At 57.0% G+C, this 18525-nt stretch carries 11 protein-coding genes, 1 tRNA gene and 1 pseudogene; 11 read left to right on the plus strand and 2 right to left on the minus strand.

What is annotated here, in order from left to right:
* The first annotated feature begins 73 nt into the window (after nucleotides 1-73).
* From pepN to BBOH_RS07780, 4 genes and pseudogenes are all read left to right on the plus strand, one after another.
* Complete coding sequence (gene pepN / locus BBOH_RS07765) at nucleotides 74-2686, plus strand: aminopeptidase N (RefSeq protein ID WP_033520894.1); 2613 nt, start codon at nucleotides 74-76, stop codon at nucleotides 2684-2686.
* A 566-nt stretch (nucleotides 2687-3252) separates the two neighbouring features.
* Nucleotides 3253-4686 carry an ATP-binding protein gene (locus tag BBOH_RS07770; RefSeq protein ID WP_033520980.1) on the plus strand — a complete coding sequence of 478 codons (1434 nt, stop codon included), beginning with the start codon at nucleotides 3253-3255 and terminating at the stop codon, nucleotides 4684-4686.
* A 286-nt stretch (nucleotides 4687-4972) separates the two neighbouring features.
* Nucleotides 4973-6361 (plus strand): phosphoglucosamine mutase, encoded by a 1389-nt coding sequence (gene glmM / locus BBOH_RS07775; protein WP_033520892.1) that lies wholly within the window; start codon nucleotides 4973-4975, stop codon nucleotides 6359-6361.
* Nucleotides 6352-7119 (plus strand): annotated as a pseudogene (locus BBOH_RS07780) (peptide deformylase); the annotation flags it as partial. The gene glmM and the pseudogene BBOH_RS07780, both read left to right, overlap by 10 nt.
* Before the next feature lie 296 nt (nucleotides 7120-7415).
* Here BBOH_RS07780 and BBOH_RS07785 read toward each other — a convergent pair.
* Nucleotides 7416-8249: a response regulator gene (locus BBOH_RS07785; protein WP_044098300.1), complete on the minus strand. Its 834-nt coding sequence runs from the start codon at nucleotides 8247-8249 to the stop codon at nucleotides 7416-7418.
* A gap of 795 nt (nucleotides 8250-9044) precedes the next feature.
* Here BBOH_RS07785 and BBOH_RS07790 point away from each other — a divergent pair.
* Nucleotides 9045-9131: transfer RNA gene (locus tag BBOH_RS07790), tRNA-Ser, on the plus strand.
* A gap of 400 nt (nucleotides 9132-9531) precedes the next feature.
* Here BBOH_RS07790 and BBOH_RS07795 read toward each other — a convergent pair.
* The gene (locus BBOH_RS07795; RefSeq protein ID WP_044098302.1) at nucleotides 9532-10194 is read right to left on the minus strand and encodes a GNAT family N-acetyltransferase; all 663 of its coding nucleotides are present in this window, start codon (nucleotides 10192-10194) and stop codon (nucleotides 9532-9534) included.
* Nucleotides 10195-10651: 457 nt separating this feature from the next.
* Between BBOH_RS07795 and BBOH_RS07800 the strand changes: the two genes are divergently transcribed.
* The 6 genes from BBOH_RS07800 (at nucleotide 10652) to adhE (ending at nucleotide 18166) form a co-directional block, all read left to right on the plus strand.
* The gene (locus BBOH_RS07800) at nucleotides 10652-11302 is read left to right on the plus strand and encodes an IMPACT family protein (RefSeq protein ID WP_044098304.1); all 651 of its coding nucleotides are present in this window, start codon (nucleotides 10652-10654) and stop codon (nucleotides 11300-11302) included.
* Between the two features lie 65 nt (nucleotides 11303-11367).
* Nucleotides 11368-12099: an AbrB family transcriptional regulator gene (locus BBOH_RS07805; RefSeq protein ID WP_237743185.1), complete on the plus strand. Its 732-nt coding sequence runs from the start codon at nucleotides 11368-11370 to the stop codon at nucleotides 12097-12099.
* A 442-nt stretch (nucleotides 12100-12541) separates the two neighbouring features.
* Nucleotides 12542-12991 (plus strand): 50S ribosomal protein L13, encoded by a 450-nt coding sequence (gene rplM / locus BBOH_RS07810; RefSeq protein ID WP_033520887.1) that lies wholly within the window; start codon nucleotides 12542-12544, stop codon nucleotides 12989-12991.
* Nucleotides 12992-13011: 20 nt separating this feature from the next.
* Entirely contained in the window at nucleotides 13012-13503 is a 492-nt protein-coding gene (gene rpsI / locus BBOH_RS07815; RefSeq protein WP_033520885.1) for a 30S ribosomal protein S9, read from the plus strand.
* Nucleotides 13504-14137: 634 nt separating this feature from the next.
* A complete protein-coding gene (locus BBOH_RS07820; RefSeq protein WP_420305244.1) occupies nucleotides 14138-14533 on the plus strand; it encodes a VOC family protein in 396 nt (131 codons plus the stop codon).
* Between the two features lie 897 nt (nucleotides 14534-15430).
* Nucleotides 15431-18166 carry a bifunctional acetaldehyde-CoA/alcohol dehydrogenase gene (gene adhE, locus BBOH_RS07825; RefSeq protein WP_033520883.1) on the plus strand — a complete coding sequence of 912 codons (2736 nt, stop codon included), beginning with the start codon at nucleotides 15431-15433 and terminating at the stop codon, nucleotides 18164-18166.
* The last annotated feature ends 359 nt before the right edge of the window (nucleotides 18167-18525 follow it).

Genomic DNA, 18525 nt, shown 5'->3' on the forward strand with positions numbered 1-18525 from the left:
AACAATACTTTAGATTCTGCGGCGCCAGCCGTCAGCATCGTATGTGCCAACGTAAAAACTCAAAAGGAGTCAAATGCCAGGAGCGAATCTCACACGTGTGGAAGCCGAGGAACGCAAGTCCATCATCACGGGGCCGGTCGGCTATCATGTCGATCTTGATTTGACGAAGGGGCCGAAGAGCTTCCCGTCGGTTTCCGTTATCACATTCGGCGCGAAGGCGGGCGCATCCGCCTTCGTCGACCTCATCGCCGACGAGGTCAGCGCCATCGAACTCAACGGCGAGGCGCTCGACCCGGCCAAGTATTTCAACGACAACCGCGTCGAACTGTCGAACCTCAAGGAACGCAATACGCTCACGGTCGCCGCGTCGTGCCAGTATTCCACCACCGGCGAGGGTCTGCACCGCTCGGTCGATCCGTCCGACGGCAACGTCTATCTTTACTCGCAGTTCGAGGTGCCGGACGCACGCCGCGTCTACGCCGTGTTCGACCAGCCCGACATCAAGGCTACCTTCGATTTCGAGGTCACCGCGCCGCAATCCTGGCTGGTCACGTCCAATATGCCGGTCAAGTCCACTGAGGACCTTGACGCCATGACCGCCGAGGGCACGCTGGGCACGCACCCGGCCGAGACCACGAGGCGCTGGGTCTTCGAGACCACGCCGAAGATGAGCTCCTACCTGACCGCCATCTGCGCCGGGCCGTACGCCGAATGGCACACCGACTACGCCAACGAGGACGGCCGGACGGTCACGATGGCCCAGTACTGCCGCCAGTCGCTCAAGGACGACTTCGCCAAGGACGTGGACTACCTCTTCGACATCACCAAGAAGGGCTTCGCCTTCTACGCCAGGACCTGGGGCGTGCCCTATCCGTATGCCAAGTACGACCAGATCTACGTGCCTGAATACAACGCGGGCGCGATGGAGAACATCGGCATGGTCACCATCCGCGACTCCTACGTCTTCGGCTCCAAGGTCACCGACGCTCTGGCCGAGCGCCGCGTCGTCACCGTGCTCCACGAGCTGGCCCACATGTGGTTCGGCGACCTGGTGACGATGAAATGGTGGAACGACCTGTGGCTCAACGAGTCCTTCGCCGAGTTCATGTCCACCCTATGCACCGCCGAAGCCACCGAATGGAAGGATTCCTGGGCCACGTTCACCTCCGGCGAGAAGAGCTGGGCCCTGACGCAGGACCAGCTGCCGACCACGCACCCCATCGCGGCGCCGATCAACGACCTGCACGACACCGAAGTCAACTTCGACGGCATCACCTACGCCAAGGGCGCCTCCGTGTTGAAGCAGCTCGTGGCCTACGTCGGACGTGACGAGTTCTTCAAGGGCATCAACAGCTACCTCAACAAGCATCAGTACGACAACGCCACGCTGAACGACCTGCTGGTCGAGCTCGAAGCGGCGAGCGGCCGCGACCTGAAGACCTGGAGCAGCCAGTGGCTCGAGGAATCGGGCATCAACACGATCGCCGCCGACGTCAAGGAAAACGCCGACGGCACCATCCGGTCGCTGACGCTGACGCAGACCGCACCGTCCGATCACCCCGTGCTGCGCGCGCACCGCATGGGCATCGGCTTCTACAACTTCGATGCGGCCACCGGCAAGGTCGTGCGCACCGACCGTATCGAGCTGGACGTTGACGGCGAAACCACCATCGCCGCCGCTGCCGAAGGCAGGAAGCGCCCCGACTTCATCCTGCCCAACGACGACGATCTGACCTACACCAAGCTGCGCTTCGACGACAAGTCGCGCGAATTCGCCGCCGAGCACCTGTTCGAGTTCGGCGACGCCCTGGCGCGCGCCGTGGTGTGGCTGGCGTTCTGGGACATGACCCGTGACGGCGAATTCCCCGCCGAACGCTTCATCGACCTGAGCCTGAAGATGCTTTCGACCGAGCACGAGTCCACCACGTTCCGCTACGCGCTGAGCTGTCTGAAAGCGACCGCCACGCACTACGTTGATCCCGCGCGCCGTGAGGCCGTGGACAGGCACGTGGCCGAAGGGCTGTGGACCTTGGCCAATAAGGCCGAGGCCGGCAGCGACGAGCAGTTCCAGCTGGTCACCGCCTACCTGAGCTACGGCACCGAAGGCGACGCCCCGTTCGTTTCGAACGTGCGCGCGCTTATGGACGGGTCGCTCAGGCTCCGCGGCCTCGAAATCGACAACAACCTGCGTTGGGCGCTGGTCAAGGCGCTCGCCGCTGTGGGGGAGATGGACGACGAGGCGATCGATGCCGAGCTCAGGCGCCGGGACACCACCGAGAACCGCGAGTTCGCGTACGGCGCCCGCGCCGCCCGCCCCACTTCGGAAGCGAAGGCCTGGGCTTGGGACGCCGCGATCCGCGACACGAGCCTGACCAACTCCCAGCTTGAGGCCGCGGCCCTCGGATTCTCCGGCAATCTCACGGGCAGGCTGGCCGAGCCTTATGCCGCCAAGTATTTCGAGACGGTCGATTGGATCTGGGACAACCGCACCTTCCATATGGCCGAGTCCCTTCTCAACGACCTGTACCCGGCCTACGGCGACTCCGCAGAACTGGTGCGGTTGGGCGACGAATGGCTCGCCGGCCACGCCGATGCGCCCCGCGCGTTGCGCGCCCTGGTTATCGGCAACGTCGAGTCCTCGCGCCGTAGCGTGAAGGTGGCGGCCTACAACGCCACGCTCCGGTAAGCTCGCTTCATGCCGCCGACCGTCGTCGGCTTGACCGAACGGCAGCGGTGTAGTGGTGTCAAGCTCGGCAAGCTCGGTAAACGCGGCGAACGATTGGGAGACGTGAACTGATCTGGCCGGCCCTATCGCAACCCTGTGTTGCGGTAGGGTCTTTTCGTATACGACGGTCGAATTTGTACGACGGAACCGGGTGTGCGCGCCCGCTCCGTCGTCCGTCTGATCGACCCGGTCGTGCCTTCGCGTTCGGTTCGTCTTGTTCGCCGGTGCGCCGGGCGCACCGCGAGATTTGAAATGCGTGAATCAATATGAGTCAGGAGATTTCAGACCCACGCCGGCAGTCTGTATTGCTCAAACTTGTATAGTAACTATACAAGAAATACTAAAATCTTGTATAGTAACTATACAAGATTGATAGAATTCTTGTATAGTAAGGATATAAGCAGGTAATCCGACGACATGAGATGGTGGCAAATTTGCCGAACATTGCGTTGTATGGAGTTAGCGGAGTTAGCTTTGCCTTGGACAATACGGTGAAAGGATTGAATGCAGATGAAGGGTGGCCGAGCATGAATGAATTAATCCTATCGATTATCAGAGAACAGCAGTCCGCAGGGATTCCCGACCTGTTCGAAAGGGACTTGCAACTTGGTGACATCCAAAAGCCCGCTCGCGGCAATTTGGTACGAGTTATCGTCGGTGTGAGGAGATGCGGCAAGACTTACCGCCTCTACCAGGAGATGAAGCGTGTGATTGAAGCGGGCTATCCGGAGCGTAATTTGTTGTACTTTAATTTCGAGGACGAGCGGCTCAAACCCTACTCGAAGAATCTGCTTGACGCTGTACTCGAAGGTTTTTACACACTCAACCCCAACGCTCGCGAAGAAGGGGCCTTCTTTTTCTTTGACGAGATCCAGGAGGTGCCGGAATGGGGCACATTCCTCCGGCGTGTTGTGGACACGCAAAAAGCAACGATATACGTATCTGGTTCGTCTTCGAAAATGCTATCGGGAGAGGTGGCCTCGGCATTTCGCGGCCGTGGGCTATCTCGTGAATTGTTCCCTATGAGTTTTTCGGAGTTTTTGCGGTTCCAAGGTGTTCAGATCCCATCCCCGTCTCCATCTCCATTGACTGCGATGTCTGGGAGTTCTGAGAACGAAAATAGTGTAGAGAGTCGGGCAAACGCAAGGCATAAAGGGAGGTTGGACGCTTTTACGGTGGAAGAGCGTGCCCAGCTGTTACACTGGTTGCCCCGCTATCTTGAGCGTGGCGGCTTCATCGCGGTACAAAGTCTTGAGACACCCGACGCCGTGGAACTACTGCAAAGTTACGCCAACCGCACGGTCAACAGCGATGTGATCGAACGGTACGACGTGCGCAGTCCTTCGGTGGCTTTACGGTTCGTTTCGCGTTGTTTGGCGAGTTCCGGGCGCGAATTGTCGATCAACAAGATTCGGAATGATTTCGAGAGCCGTGGAGTGCGAACGTCACGGGTTACGCTGACTTCGTTGTTTGGGTATTATCAGGAAGCGTACCTGATATTCGCCGTGAACGAGTTTTCTCGAGCCATAGCGGATAATTCACGGTCGACACCCAAGGTATATGCCATCGATCAGGGCATGCTTTCTGCCTTTTCCAAGGCGTCGACACGAGAGGAAGGACAGCGCCTCGAAACTGCCGTCTTCCTGAAACTGCGCCGAACTCGGCGATTGGTTCGGGATGGCAACATTTCGCGTCTTTTGTTGAGGGAAAACGGACATAGGCACGAGGTGGACTTCATCGTAGGCGACGCCTTGAGCGGTGAGGCCTATCAGCTGATTCAGGCCTGCTGGTCGCTGACGGACGAGAAAATCCAGAGGCGCGAGGTATCGGCGCTACAGGCTGCCATGCGGAAATATCATCTTGAACAGGGCACGATCGTCACATATGCCCAGCGCAGCGTGATAACCGTGCCTGAAGGCACGATTCGGGTGGAGCCAGCATGGAGTTGGCTGCTTGACTGACGCAGTGCGGCCCGGCTTTCGAAGCCGGGAAAGGCCAAGGGAGACGTCCTCCGTCCCATGCTTCGGCTCTCTGAAAGGCATGTTGGCTCGACCTGAATGTTGGTGCGGTGCGAATCGGCAGTCTGATTTCCCGCGGATGGCTGAAATGATCGTTCAGAGTGTTTCAAAAGCGAAGAAATCGGGCGGGCTTGCGTGATGGAGGACATGTGCCGCATCGCCAGCGTAGAATCGAACGTAAGATAGTGGTAATTGCGCCGCTTGGCGAGTTGTAAGAACGGGAGAGACTATGCCCACAATGTTTGGAACCGATGGCGTCCGCGGATTGGCGAACAGGGATTTGACCGCGCAGCTCGCGCTGGATCTAGGCGACGCCGCAGTGCGTGTGCTGGGTGATTCTTCGGGCACCGAGAACGGACATGAGGAGGGCCGCCGTCGTGCGCTGATCGGCCGTGACACGCGCGTCTCGGGCGACTTTCTCGCTTCGGCGCTCGCGGCGGGCATGAGCGCCGGCGGTTTTGACGTCATCGACGCGGGCATCATCCCCACGCCCGGCATCGCCTATCTGACCGGCGAACTCAACGTCGAGATGGGGGCGGTGATTTCCGCCTCGCACAACCCCATGCCGGACAATGGCATCAAGTTCTTCGCCCGTGGGGGCTTCAAGCTGCCCGACATCAAGGAGGACGAGATCGAAGCGGTGCTCGGCAAGGACTGGGAACGTCCGATCGGAGCCGGGGTGGGCAGAGTGAGCCACGATTCGACCACTGCGACCAACATGTATATCGACCATTTGGTCTCCACCATCGCTCCGATCGCCCCGGACAAGACCCAGCCGAAACCGTTGAAAGGCCTCAAAATCGTGATGGACTGCGCCAACGGCGCCACTTCGGTCGTTGCGCCCGAGGCGTTGCGCCGTGCCGGTGCCGAAGTGCTGGTCATCAACGCCAGTCCTGATGGCTACAACATCAATCAAAAGGCCGGGTCGACACATCCTGAGCAGCTTCAGGCCATGGTCAAGGCCACCGACGCGGTTATGGGAGTGGCGTTCGACGGTGACGCCGACCGTTGCCTGGCGGTGGACGAGGAAGGCAACATGGTCAACGGCGACCAGGTGATGGGCATTCTCGCACGCGCCAAGAAGCGCGAGGGCAAGCTCAACCACGACACGCTCGTGGTCACTGTGATGAGCAACCTCGGACTCAAGCTGGCGTTGAAGGACATGGGTATCGCCACGGTCGAGACCGGCGTGGGCGACCGCTATGTGCTCGAGGAGATGCTGCGCGGCGACTATTCGCTCGGCGGCGAGCAGTCCGGTCACGTCATCAACCGCGAGTTCGCCACCACGGGCGACGGCACGCTTACGGCACTGACGTTGTGCCTTGAGGTCGTCAGGTCCGGCAAATCGTTGAAAGAGCTGGCGGCGGACTTCCCGCAACTGCCTCAGCAATTGATTAACGTGCCGAACGTGGACAAGAAGGCGGCCTCGACCAACAGCGCCGTGCAAGCCGCCGTCGAGCGAGAGGAAAAGGCCTTGGGGGATTCCGGTCGCGTGCTGCTGCGTCCTTCCGGCACTGAGCCGCTGGTGCGAGTGATGGTCGAGGCCGAGACGCAGGAGCGTGCCGACGAGGTGTGTGAGCGTCTGGCTGCCGTCGTATCCGAGGAGTTGGCGATCTGATGTTTTCAAAGAACGCGAAAGTCGATACCGAACTCAACCGCGCCGTTGAGCGTTTGATGAAAGCCAGCGGCAAGGGGCAGATTCTCCCGATCGTCCAGCTTGGCGAACCGGTACTGCGTCAGCGGGCCGTCGAATATGACGGTCAGTTGAGCCGCCGTACGTTGCACAAGCTAATCGAAGCCATGCGGGCTACGATGCTTGCAGCGCCTGGGGTCGGCCTGGCTGCACCGCAGATTGGACTGGGTCTGGCCTTTGCCGTGGTTGAGGATCACGTGCGTGATGTGTTCGACGAGGACGACGATGGGACGGACGATGACGGAACGGACGATAAGGGAGATAAAGGTGGTGAGACGGACCCGGATGCATCCGTGGATTCCGATGATGATTTCGATGACCCCCGCGAAATAGCCGAATTTCCGTTCCATGTCATTATCAATCCCTCCTATGAGCCCATTGGCGAGCAAACGCGCAGCTTTTTCGAGGGCTGCCTGAGTTTCGAAGGATATCAGGCGGTGCGCCGCCGTTGGCTGGATATCGTCGCGCGCTGGCAGGATGAGGACGGCAATCGCCACGAGGAGCGGCTGCATGGCTGGCCCGCGCGCATCTTCCAGCATGAGACGGATCATCTCAGCGGCGAGGTCTACATCGACAAAGCGGAGATTCGATCGCTGTCCAGCGACGAGAATCTGGTGGAATACTGGGCCGAGGATCCCGTGCCTATCGCCGCCGCCCATGAACTCGGTTTCCCCGTCGACTGAGGTTGCGGTCACGCGAGGTCTTTGGTGTTGTGTTTTTTGTCATGGCGGATTCGTCCAAATTGGTACGCCTTGCACCTCACAGAGTCGTACCGCCGTTGTGGCGCTACTGTAGTGTCGCTGTCGCATTAGCATTCGATTCGTCGGCAACCCGCCCAGCTTGCACCTCCTGTACGTCAGTTGCATCGTTGTCGTATTCGCGTGCGTTTGCCGGATACTTGTCCAGCCGCTATTGCTCCGTGCCATTGAGCAGTTCGAAATAGGTTTGAACGGCATCGTCCCACGAATCTACGTGCAGCTTATTTCGGATGGCGTATCGGTGCGAGTAGACGGTACTCTGGGTGATGGTCAGATGTTCTGGCGACTTGCCTTGGGGTCATCTCCAAACTAAGCGTGAGCACTTGCTGTTCCATGGGAGTCAGCGGCACTGCCGGTAAAGAATGCAGGGTGTGGGTCGTCTGCGAGGTGTTCGCGTTCGAGGATTGATCATCATCGGTCGGTTCCTGCAATCGCGGATCGTGAGGCGAACAGGAATGGTGATTGCCTGGCTTTGGATCGTTGCGCACCGTTTTCGATGTGGCGCGTGCGTCGTAGTTGACGTCGTTCGGTGGCGCGTTTGTTCCATTCGCTTGTATCGCGGCCAAGTGCGCCGGGGGAGTGTTCTCCGAGAATGGATGTCCTGCGTCCTGTACCACGGACGCCCGGTATTTTCTGCGCATCTTTTTCCGATATAAAGCTTCGATCATCGCGGGTAATGTCCTGTCGAGCGAGGCTTTGTCACAGATGACGTTAAGTGCTGTGCCGTATTGTGACTGCCTATGTTCTTCGATGTGTGACGTAATGCCGATGATTATGGTGTTGGGAGTCGCGGCTTTGACCGGACGCAGGATTTTTCCGTTCGAACGGCTTTCGGTGTCCAAATCGACAATGAAAATGTCTGTGGGCACGGTTGCGAAAAGGCAGTTATGAACTGCGAGTTCGGGATTTGTCGTCGTCCAAAGATTCAGATGACAGCCATTGAGATTCTGCATTCGTTTGACTAGCCCTGTCTCGTGTGCGAGAGCGCATGGGTCGTCATCCAGGATGCCGATGCGCAGGTCGTTGCCTTTATGGGATACGTATTTCTGCTCCATAGCAACAGTTTATTCAGTGTTTTGGGATTTGATGGGAAATGTGAATGTAATTCAAGATTGGAAAACAAGAATCTTGAATTTGGCTGATTTGGTTTGACTTTTGGTTTCTAAAGTGGCAATCAAGAGATTGTGCCGACCGTTTATTGTGCGGCAATCGACGGAGCGTGTTCATGGCGTGTTCGTTGTTCAAACGTTTTAAAGGTTGTATGTCTCCTGTAAACTAAGCTTCTTCTTGGTTTGTGTGCATCGTTTCATTTGTTGCTGCATTGAATCTGCCAAGTGGGTTGATGGGCTTTAGGGGGGTGTGGCGATCGGGGGTTGAATCGTTGGGGTGGAATTATATAAAGATAGCAATTTTATCTAGTGATTTTTGTAATTCTATATTCCAATATTTGGAAGCGTGTTTCAAGAGTTTGCGACCATCTGTGATATTTTTGGCTTTTACCCTGTGTCGTATAGCCCGGTCACCACTCGCAGTGAAAATTTATTGACGTATCAAAAACCACGGTCGGCCATGGCGTGTCGTGCAGAGGGTTGGCTGCTGCACGATTCTTGGTCGGAAAGTTCGGGATGGGTTGGATGTATAAGGATTACTCTTTTTGGTTTTGGGCGGGATTCATCGGATGTCGTTGCCTGCCGCGACCTCTTGGAAACTCTTTGCGGTACGTTTTTGATGGCCTCATTTGTGCCTTAGCACAGCCGACACGCTCAGGGCTGGCCTTGAGGCTTGCTGTGCGTCCGCCGAAGATGGTATAGTCTATACTTGTTGTGCATGGTATTCGTTGTGTGCAATGTGGAGCTGTGCCTGAGTGGCCGATAGGGGCACCCTGCTAAGGTGTTAACTGCGCAAGCGGTTCGAGGGTTCGAATCCCTCCGGCTCCGCCGATAGGGTTTCCGTGGTTTTTCACGGAAGCCCTTTTTCATGCCGTTTTCCTTGTGTTTGCAAGGGTTTCGGTGGTTCTTTCTTCCGGTGGTTGTCGTCTCGAATTGGCTCATGATGAGTCGGATTAGCGTGTAGTTGTGGTACGTTTTATGGTACGTACGTACCTGTTTATAGTCCAAAACGGGGGTTCGGGATTTGTTTTGGCCTGTTGACCAAATCACTGGGCATGATTACAAGTCAGGGCCAGCTTTCATCAAATTCGGTTTATATGTCAAAATCATCACGGACGTTCAAACGTGTCAACTTCTCTGGTCGACGAGACAACGTCCTGGCAAACTCTCGTAATCGGAAGGCTGAGGGCATCTTGGTACTCAGCGTTCTGTGGTCTAACGGGATGCCTTATCGCCGTTCCCACTGCTCCTTGGTGATTGCAAGAATGATGTAGTCGTAGTGGCGGTCAATCAGAGGGAAGTAGGCGTTATCTTTGCGACAGATGGGTCGCATGCCCCAGTGTTGCATCACCTTACCGGATGCGGGATTCTCGACGTAGTGCCCACCCCACACGGTCTGGGCGCCAAGTACATCGAATGACCGCGCAAGCATCGCCTCAAGCGCCTCCGACATCAAACCCTGTCCCCAGAACGGCCGGCCGATCCAATATCCCAGAGTCCGGTCACCGCCGTATCCAGCCAACGCACGCTCCATGTCATCGGCATCGACTCCGGGCATCAACCGCCTTCCGTCAATCGCCTCACGCACGTATTGACCCCCATGGCTGCCTTCCGTCTTTTTCAGTTCGATGCAGCCGATCGGCATATCTTGGCCGCGCAAAGTGATGGCGTAATTCTCGTCCCCGGTGAGAACCTTCTCGATGGCCTCAGAACTTCTTTCTACTGATTGGTGCGGCATCCACCCGCAGCGAATGCCGATGTCGGGGTCGGAGGCGTATCGGTATAGCGCCTGTGCTTCGGTGGCGTCACCTTTGCGCCAGTGCCGAAGGGTTAGGCGTTCCGTGGTTATCGTGTTGGTTATTGGTGCGGTATTCACAGTAGCGTCTGTCATGAGTCTAGGCTAGCGAGATGGTCAGTGCAGTTTTGTGTCCTGTTCACAATGTGAAAACCCTTGAAAGAGCCAGAAATCGAGGTTTGGGTGGGGAGCCAGGAAAACGCCGTTGTCTCCTGTCTCCTTACCTGACAGATTATAGTGCAGGAGTCGAGGCTGTGATATTCGTTCTGATTTGCCAGATGGCGGAAAGCGGATTCAAAACGGAACTTGCCCTAGTTGACGGTGGCTGTTCAACGGCGTAACGGCTGGCCTTTGCATCTCCTTAGGTAACGAAACAGTGCAGTGCACAAATACAGTTCATTGGACAATGCGTCATTTCGTAGGTGTGTCGTGAAACGGGGGTACGCCGTATCGAATGCCTGAGAGCGTGGCGACGCCCTTGTTGCTACGCAGGTCTGGTCGCTACAATGGCAAAGGTAAAGATTCGGAACCAAACGATAGGGAAGGCGTCGGTATGGCGGACTCCGCAGCGCATCAACGGTTCGCTGAGGGGTTTTCCACGCTCGGAAACCGCTCGGATGCGCCTGCACGCGATTCGTTGGTCGAGAAAAAGTCCGAGTTCATCGGATCCGCGTGTCATGTCGGCACCTTGGATGAGGCGCTCGCCTTCGTGGACACGGTTCGTCGGGAACACCCCAAGGCGCGGCATGTGGCCTACGCGGCCATCGTTGGTGCGGCGTCCGGATCGGCCCGTGAGCGGATGAGCGATGACGGCGAACCTTCCGGCACTGCAGGCAAACCGATTCTTGAAGTCATTCGCGCCGGGCATCTGACCGATTGCGTGGTCACGGTCACGCGGTATTTCGGCGGGATTCTGCTGGGTTCAGGCGGTTTGATTCGTGCATATTCTACGGCCGCGTCGCTGGCGATAAAGGCGGCGAAAGTGCAGGTCATCGTGCCTATGCGCCGGTACCGCACCACCTTGGAATATGCCTGGCTCGATCATTTTGAGCGTGTGCTCACTCAAGCCGGGGGAATGGTGAAAAATCGATCTTTCACCGATCGAGTTGCTCTCGATTGCGTGGTGCCGGCAGCTGTTGCGTCGACGTTCGAAACCACTGTTCGTGAGGCGTTCAGCGCTCAGGTTCGGTTGGAACGCTTGTAGAGGCATGCGAGAGGGTGCGCGGGGCTTACCGCTGTCAAGTAGGTCGAGTTCGCTATGCTGGCGTTATGAGCGATACGAGCGATTTCGATGACCAAACTGCCCAAAGCGGTGCCGCCGAAGGGGTTGAGGCGGATGCGAATGTTGATTCGACCATGGGTGGCGAAGTGTCCGGCGAGCCGTTAGACGCTGCGACGCAAGACGGAGACGGCGATACCTTCGAGTCGCTTTCGGCCACGTACGAGCGTCTGCGTCACTCCACGGACTCGGCCGAGCTCAGCCATGCCGCGCATGAGCCCTTGCCAGACCGCACCGATCAGGCCGCCTTCTCGCGTGAGACCGCACTGCTTGAGGCCGTCGCGGGCAACGAACACACCCCGCTTGAGGACCGTGTGTTTCTGGCTTCCACCATGCCGTTCCCGAACATCCTGGTCAAGCTTTCGGAGGACGCGGATGCCACGGTTCGCAAGGCCGTCGCGGAAAACGCGGATGACAAGAACTGGCTGGTTGGCCGGCTCGCCAAGGACGAGGACGTAAGTGTGCGCGAGGCCGCCCTGCGCAACCCGCAGGCCTCGTGGAGGGTTCGTCTCGAAGGCGCCGAGGACCCGCGCACCAGCGCCGAAACGTTGGACTTTCTAGGAAAGATGGGTGTCGAGAGCGACCAGAAGGCTCCGGCGGTTCTGGCCGCGATGGTGCGTCGGGCGGTGGCGCTCAATCCCGGCACTGCCCAAGCCACACTCACCCGACTTGCCTCCGATCCCGCCACCGACGTGACCCACGCCGTCGCCCAGCGCTCGTGACGACCCGCCATGCTCTCCAGTTTCAAACTCGAACCGTTAATAATGGAAATCGATTCGACTAATCCATGTAAATCAGCTCCATTGCGCCGGAAACAGGTCAAAGATGGCAGAAAACGTACATTTTGAGTTCCGATAACATGCGCTTTCTGCCATCTTTGACCTGTTCCTGCCATGAGGCTGATTCATTCTCAAGGTTTTGGCTGATTTGTCCGCCGATGATGGGGCCGTCCCTGCTTTTCGACACTGTGTGAGTCGTCGTCTTGCGGTTGGGCATGGGTGTCGATACAATATCTACTTGTTGTGTTTCCCTACGGGGTCCTTCAAAGCGCTATCCCACTCGCACGAGGACTTTCAGGGAGCCCACGGATAATGAGGCTGTTTCGGCGCGTCTTACCAGCGAGTCGGCATGGCCCGGAACACAATATAAGGAAAAGGCACACTCGTGAAGACTTTCACACCGAAGCCAGCTGATTTGACTCACGACTGGTACATTATCGACGCCACCGATGTGGTGCTGGGCAAGCTTGCCACCAAGACGGCCGAGCTCTTGCGTGGCAAGAACAAGCCGACCTTCGCGCCTCATGCCGATCTTGGCGATCACGTCATCATCATCAACGCCGAGAAGATCGCGTTGAGCGGCAAGAAGATGGACAAGGTGCTTTACTCGCACTCCGGTCGCCCCGGCGGTCTGCGCGAGGATAGCTACGCCGACCTTCTGAAGCATAACCCTGAACGCATCATCATCAACGCCGTCAAGGGCATGCTGCCGAAGAACCGTCTTGCGAAGGTTGAACTCAACCGTTTGCATGTCTTCGCTGGGCCGGATCATCCGCACACGCCGCAGAAGCCGACGCCGATTACGGTTGACGCTGTTGCGCAGCAGGCCAAGTGAACCGAGAGGAGAGAATTATCATGGCTGAAAACACCGAGAACTCCGCGGTTCAAGAGACCGAGGAAGAAATCACTTCATACACCACCGAGACCAACGCAGGTGCCGGTACCGGCACTTCGCAGATTGCTCCGGGCTACGGCACCGGTCGCCGTAAGGAGTCCGTCGCCCGCGTGCGTCTGACCCCGGGCACCGGCAAGTGGACCATCAACGGGCATACGTTGGAGGAGTATTTCCCCTCCCGTCTGCACCAGCGTGAGGTCAACTCGCCGATCGTGCTGCTCAAGCTCGAAGGCAAGTTCGACATCAACGTTCTGGTTGAAGGCGGCGGCACCACCGGTCAGTCCGGCGCCATTCGTCTGGGCGTGGCTCGCGCACTGAATGCCATCGACCGCGATGCCAACCGCGCTGCGCTGAAGAAGGCCGGGTTCCTCACTCGTGACGCCCGCGCCGTGGAACGCAAGAAGGCTGGTCTGCACAAGGCCCGTCGCGCCCCGCAGTTCTCCAAGCGTTGATTTCTACGCCTATCGAAGCCCCGAGCTTTATGGCTCGGGGCTTTTGTTTTTCTTGATGTCACCCCGGACGCACGCAGGCGTGCAAATCGCTCTGATGGTTTCGAAGGGAAGCGCCAATCCGAGTGTTCGTTCGGGATGCAGACGGTTTGAAGTCTGGACGGTTTGGGGTCCGACCGGTCTGGGGTCCGGCTGGCTCCGCATTTCGCCAGAGCAAAAACTTCTGACGATTTGATTTGCAATAGTTTTTTAAAAAAATGCGGTATAACCAATGTCGCGGAAGTACTGAAGGCTCGATGTGGAGCCGTTAATCAGTCATGGACTCCCCTTTGAAAAGGTGCAGGACTTTCTTGACGGCAAAGTTGCGGGCATCTCGAAGGCCATGGTCAAGGTGGGATGCTGATTTTCGACGGAAGAATCATCGGGAAGTGGAGGCCAGATGTCGAAAACGCTCTCGTGATGTTCGGTCCGTTCGTAGGTGCCGTCGTTGTGACGTTTCCTCGTCGGTGATCGATCCGGTGATCCAATTGTCCGATTTGCACTATTATATTTGGTGGCGGTAAGTCAAAGCGGCGTCGATGCGCATGATGTTTCAGAACATAATCAAAACAATAAACAGCTGCAATAAGGAGTAGCCATGAAACCAATGTCAGATTTCACCACGGATTTCCAGCATTCCGGCATGCCCGCCAAAGATCTCGATGAGACCATCGAGTTTTATACCAAGAAACTCGGTTTTGACCTGGTGGGAGTGTTCCCCAATGGCGAGAACCGCTGTGCTTTCCTGCGCTATGGTCATCTGACGATTGAGACTTGGGAAGGCGACCCGGCGACGCTGAGGGATGGTGCAATCAACCACTGGGCTCTTGATACGCCTGATATCGATGCTGCGTTCGAAAACGCGAAAACGCTGGGATTCGATTTCAAGGACGACAAGATCCAGTCCATCCCGACGTTCTGGGATCGCGGCATTCGTTATTTCAACATTTACGGTCCGAACCATGAGACCATAGAGTTCTGCCAGATCGTCTGAATGATGTCGATTTGGCATGCTGAAGTGCAATGCACCAAGCCACCCGGTGCTTCGTGCATTTTTATTGGCGCCGGGCGCCTGGTGCAGACGGAGCCACGGCTGAGGGCGCGCGGCCCCAGGAAAACGGTTCGTCGTCTGGCAGCGGTGTTGGCTGGTTGCTGTGTTTCGAGGTGTGTCCGTCGAGAGACTTCGGTTGACGTTCGGCTCCCGTCTCGACGCCGATGGCACATCTGCTGTATGCGACGAATTCGTAGGCCTGCGAGCGCCTTCCTCTGGTCGAATCGAGCGTTGAAGAGGGGGCGACGAGCCCTGGTTCCTGAGAAGGATGTTCAGTTTTTTATCGACCGTGGGCAGACTTGGTTCGAGATTCTGTTCCGGGTCACGTTTGGTGACGTGCTGGCTGCGATGGATGTAGTTGATTATGGCCGTCGGCGCCGGTGTCGTAGGGTCCTCTCTGTAGTGCGCCATAGTTTGGTTCATAGGTAGAAAAAGAGATTCGCAAAAGATGGCCTACGAATCTGCTATTAGGAAGGGGCATGGCGTCAGGCGCTGAATGGTCCGGCGTCGTAACGCCTATTCGCGGTGACTGAATTGCTTCGTTCTCAGGATGATGAAGGCACAGGAGAGATCGTTTGTGAACGCTAACAATTTTACTAGTCATGACACGTTTGCTGTGCGCTTATGTTCACATAAGCCAGAAAAGCTGTATTATGTACCATAATACCTTACAAATACGGTTTGATTAAAAACAAAATATGACTCAAACTACCATAATCTTACATTCCTTTTCCTGGATTCAGCCACTGTTATGCATGTTGGTTATATTGGCCTTGAACTCCTTTTGTCGGATATCAATCAAATCGGTAGTCCGACGCAACCAACGGATTCGGAGCAAATATGACAACGACACGACAGCAAGACTCGACCGGTGAGATTGAATCCGCCCAAGTCGATGCGCTCACTCAGGCGGAGCAGGAAGTAAACGAACTGGTGGACAAAGGCGTTGAGGCTCTTTCGCAATTCGAAGAGCTTAACCAGACCCAGGTCGATCGCATTGTGGCCAAGGCTTCGGTGGCGGCACTCAACAAGCACTTGGTGCTGGCGAAAATGGCGGTGGATGAGACCGGACGTGGATTGGTGGAGGACAAAGCCACCAAGAACATCTTCGCCTGCGAACATGTCACGCATTATCTGGCGTGTCAAAAAACCGTCGGTTTGATTCGTGAGGACGATGTGCTCGGCATCGATGAAATCGCGGAGCCTGTTGGCGTGGTTGCCGGTGTCACTCCAGTGACGAACCCCACCTCTACGGCGATCTTCAAGTCTTTGCTTGCCTTGAAGACACGTTGCCCAATCATTTTCGGCTTCCATCCGGGTGCCCAACGTTGCTCGGTGGAGGCGGCCCGTATCGTGCGTGACGCCGCGGTCGCCGCCGGGGCACCCAAAAACTGCATCCAGTGGATCGAGCACCCGTCCGTCGAAGCCACCGGCGCACTGATGAGGCACCCCGATGTGGCCACGATTTTGGCCACGGGCGGTCCTGGCATGGTCAAGGCCGCGTATTCCTCCGGCAAACCGGCGCTGGGCGTGGGTGCGGGCAACGCTCCGGCGTACGTCGACGTGAACGTCGACATCAAGCGTGTGGCTAACGACCTGGTGCTTTCCAAACATTTCGACTATGGCATGATCTGCGCGACTGAACAGGCTATTATCGCCCGTGCCGAAAGTTACAAACCGCTTAAGGCCGAGCTCAAGCGTCGTAAAGCATATTTCGTCAACGACGCTGAAAAGGCCAAGTTGGAACGATACATGTTCGGCTGTACCGCCTATTCCGGTGGTACGCCGAAACTTAACTCCGTGGTGCCTGGGAAGTCGCCCCAGTTCATCGCAAGAGAGGCCGGTTTCGAGATTCCGGCGGATGCCACCATCATTGTGGCCGAATGCAAGGAAGTCGGTCCGAGCGAACCGCTCACCCTCGAAAAGCTTGGCCCTGTGCATGCCATGCTGCGCGCGGACAGCAAAGAACAGGGATTTGAGATGTGCGAGGAGATGCTGAAATTCGGCGCCGGACACACCGCGGCGATTCATTCGGACGATCAGGATCTTGTGCGTGAGTATGGCCTGAGGATGCACGCGTGCCGTATCGTATGGAATCAGCCTTCGTCGTTGGGCGGCATAGGCGACATCTACAACGCCATCGCTCCTTCGCTCACCCTTGGCTGCGGCTCGTACGGCGGCAATTCGGTTTCCGGCAACGTCCAGGCCGTCAACCTCGTCAACATCAAGCGTATAGCGCGGAGGAACAGTAATATGCAGTGGTTCAAGGTGCCGCCGAAGACCTATTTCGAACCCAATGCCATACGATATCTGCACGATATGTATTGCATTCGTCGTGCCGTAATCGTCTGTGACAAGGTGATGGAGCAGCTGGGTGTGATCGACAAGGTCATCGATCAGCTCCGTGCCCGCCCCGAAAAGGTGACTTTCCGCATTATCGACTACATCGAGCCCGAACCTTCGGTCGACACCGTCGAACGGGGCGCTGAAATGATGCGTGATGAGTTCCAGCCCGACACCATCATCGCCATTGGCGGCGGTTCTCCCATGGACGCTGCCAAAATCATGTGGCTGCTGTACGAGCACCCCGAAATCTCCTTCGATGACGTGCGTGAGAAATTCTTCGACATCCGCAAACGTGCCTTCCGTATTCCGCCTCTGGGCAAGAAAGCGAAACTGGTGTGCATCCCCACCTCTTCGGGCACCGGTTCCGAAGTCACTCCGTTCGCCGTGATTACCGACCACAAGACCGGCTACAAGTATCCGATCACCGACTACGCGCTGACCCCGTCGGTGGCCATCGTCGATCCCGTGCTGGCGCGAACCCAGCCACGGACACTGGCCTGCAACACCGGTTTCGATGCGCTGACGCACTGCATGGAATCCTATGTTTCGGTCTACTCCAACGATTTCACCGATGGTATGGCCCTGCACGCCGCCAAGCTCATATGGGATAATCTCGAGACTTCCGTCAACGCCGAACCAGGTGAGACCAAGAAAATGGCACAGGAGAAAATGCACAATGCCGCCACTATGGCGGGCATGGCGTTCGGCTCGGCGTTCCTCGGTATGTGCCACGGCATGGCCCACACCATAGGAGCATTATGCGAGGTCGAACACGGCCGCAACAATGCGATTTTGCTGCCGTACGTCATCCGTTACAACGGATCGGTGCCCGAAGAACCGACCAGCTGGCCCAAGTACGACCACTATGTGGCTCCCGAACGCTATCAGGAATTCGCACGAGTCATCGGAGTGAACCCCGGGTCGACTCCCGCACAGGGCGTGGAAAATCTTGCGCTTGCCGTTGAGGATTACCGAGACAACAAGCTTGGCATGTCCTCGAGTTTCAAGGAATGTGGCGTTGACGAGGAGTATTTCTGGAACATTCTTGATCAGATCGGCATGCGTGCCTATGAAGATCAGTGCACACCCGCCAACCCTCGTATCCCGCTGATTGAGGATATGAAGGATATCGCCATCGCCGCCTACTATGGCGTGCCTCAAGCAGAGGGTCACGCCATGCGCATCAAGCGCGAGGGGCGGCTTTCGGTGGCGGAGGCCTCTGAAATCTAAGGTCTTCGGAACTGCATGTCGGCCGGTCGGTTGGAAACCATCCACGGCGCACCCATCGTCTTTGTTCGACGGGTGCGCCGTTTTATGCAAAGTCGGGGTAGGGCTGAAATCCCTTGAAATAGGCGACACGCCCGATTTCGGCAAGTACTGACCCGATGGTTTAATAGAACAGTTGCCTGTTATAGGCTCGCAAATTGTTATCAAAAGAGCGAGTGCGGCCCGGCATCCTCCCTCTCGAAGATGTTGTTGCGCCACACACTGATGCGGATCGACCATAGAACCGTGAGGTTCTGGGGTCGTGCGCGCCGGTGTCCTTGAAGCAGGCTGGTAATGTAAATCGAATCGCTAGAAAGGGCGGA

It is taken from the genome of Bifidobacterium bohemicum DSM 22767 (assembly GCF_000741525.1).
GTDB classification, from domain to species: domain Bacteria; phylum Actinomycetota; class Actinomycetes; order Actinomycetales; family Bifidobacteriaceae; genus Bifidobacterium; species Bifidobacterium bohemicum.

Excerpts from the sequence above, each read along its gene's own strand:
- pepN (WP_033520894.1), top strand. The coding sequence starts at position 74 with ATGCCAGGAGCGAATCTCACACGTGTGGAAGCCGAGGAACGCAAGTCC.
- BBOH_RS07770 (WP_033520980.1), top strand. The coding sequence starts at position 3,253 with ATGAATGAATTAATCCTATCGATTATCAGAGAACAGCAGTCCGCAGGG.
- glmM (WP_033520892.1), top strand. The coding sequence starts at position 4,973 with ATGCCCACAATGTTTGGAACCGATGGCGTCCGCGGATTGGCGAACAGG.
- BBOH_RS07785 (WP_044098300.1), bottom strand. The coding sequence starts at position 8,249 with ATGGAGCAGAAATACGTATCCCATAAAGGCAACGACCTGCGCATCGGC.
- BBOH_RS07795 (WP_044098302.1), bottom strand. The coding sequence starts at position 10,194 with ATGACAGACGCTACTGTGAATACCGCACCAATAACCAACACGATAACC.
- BBOH_RS07800 (WP_044098304.1), top strand. The coding sequence starts at position 10,652 with ATGGCGGACTCCGCAGCGCATCAACGGTTCGCTGAGGGGTTTTCCACG.
- BBOH_RS07805 (WP_237743185.1), top strand. The coding sequence starts at position 11,368 with ATGAGCGATACGAGCGATTTCGATGACCAAACTGCCCAAAGCGGTGCC.
- rpsI (WP_033520885.1), top strand. The coding sequence starts at position 13,012 with ATGGCTGAAAACACCGAGAACTCCGCGGTTCAAGAGACCGAGGAAGAA.
- BBOH_RS07820 (WP_420305244.1), top strand. The coding sequence starts at position 14,138 with ATGAAACCAATGTCAGATTTCACCACGGATTTCCAGCATTCCGGCATG.
- adhE (WP_033520883.1), top strand. The coding sequence starts at position 15,431 with ATGACAACGACACGACAGCAAGACTCGACCGGTGAGATTGAATCCGCC.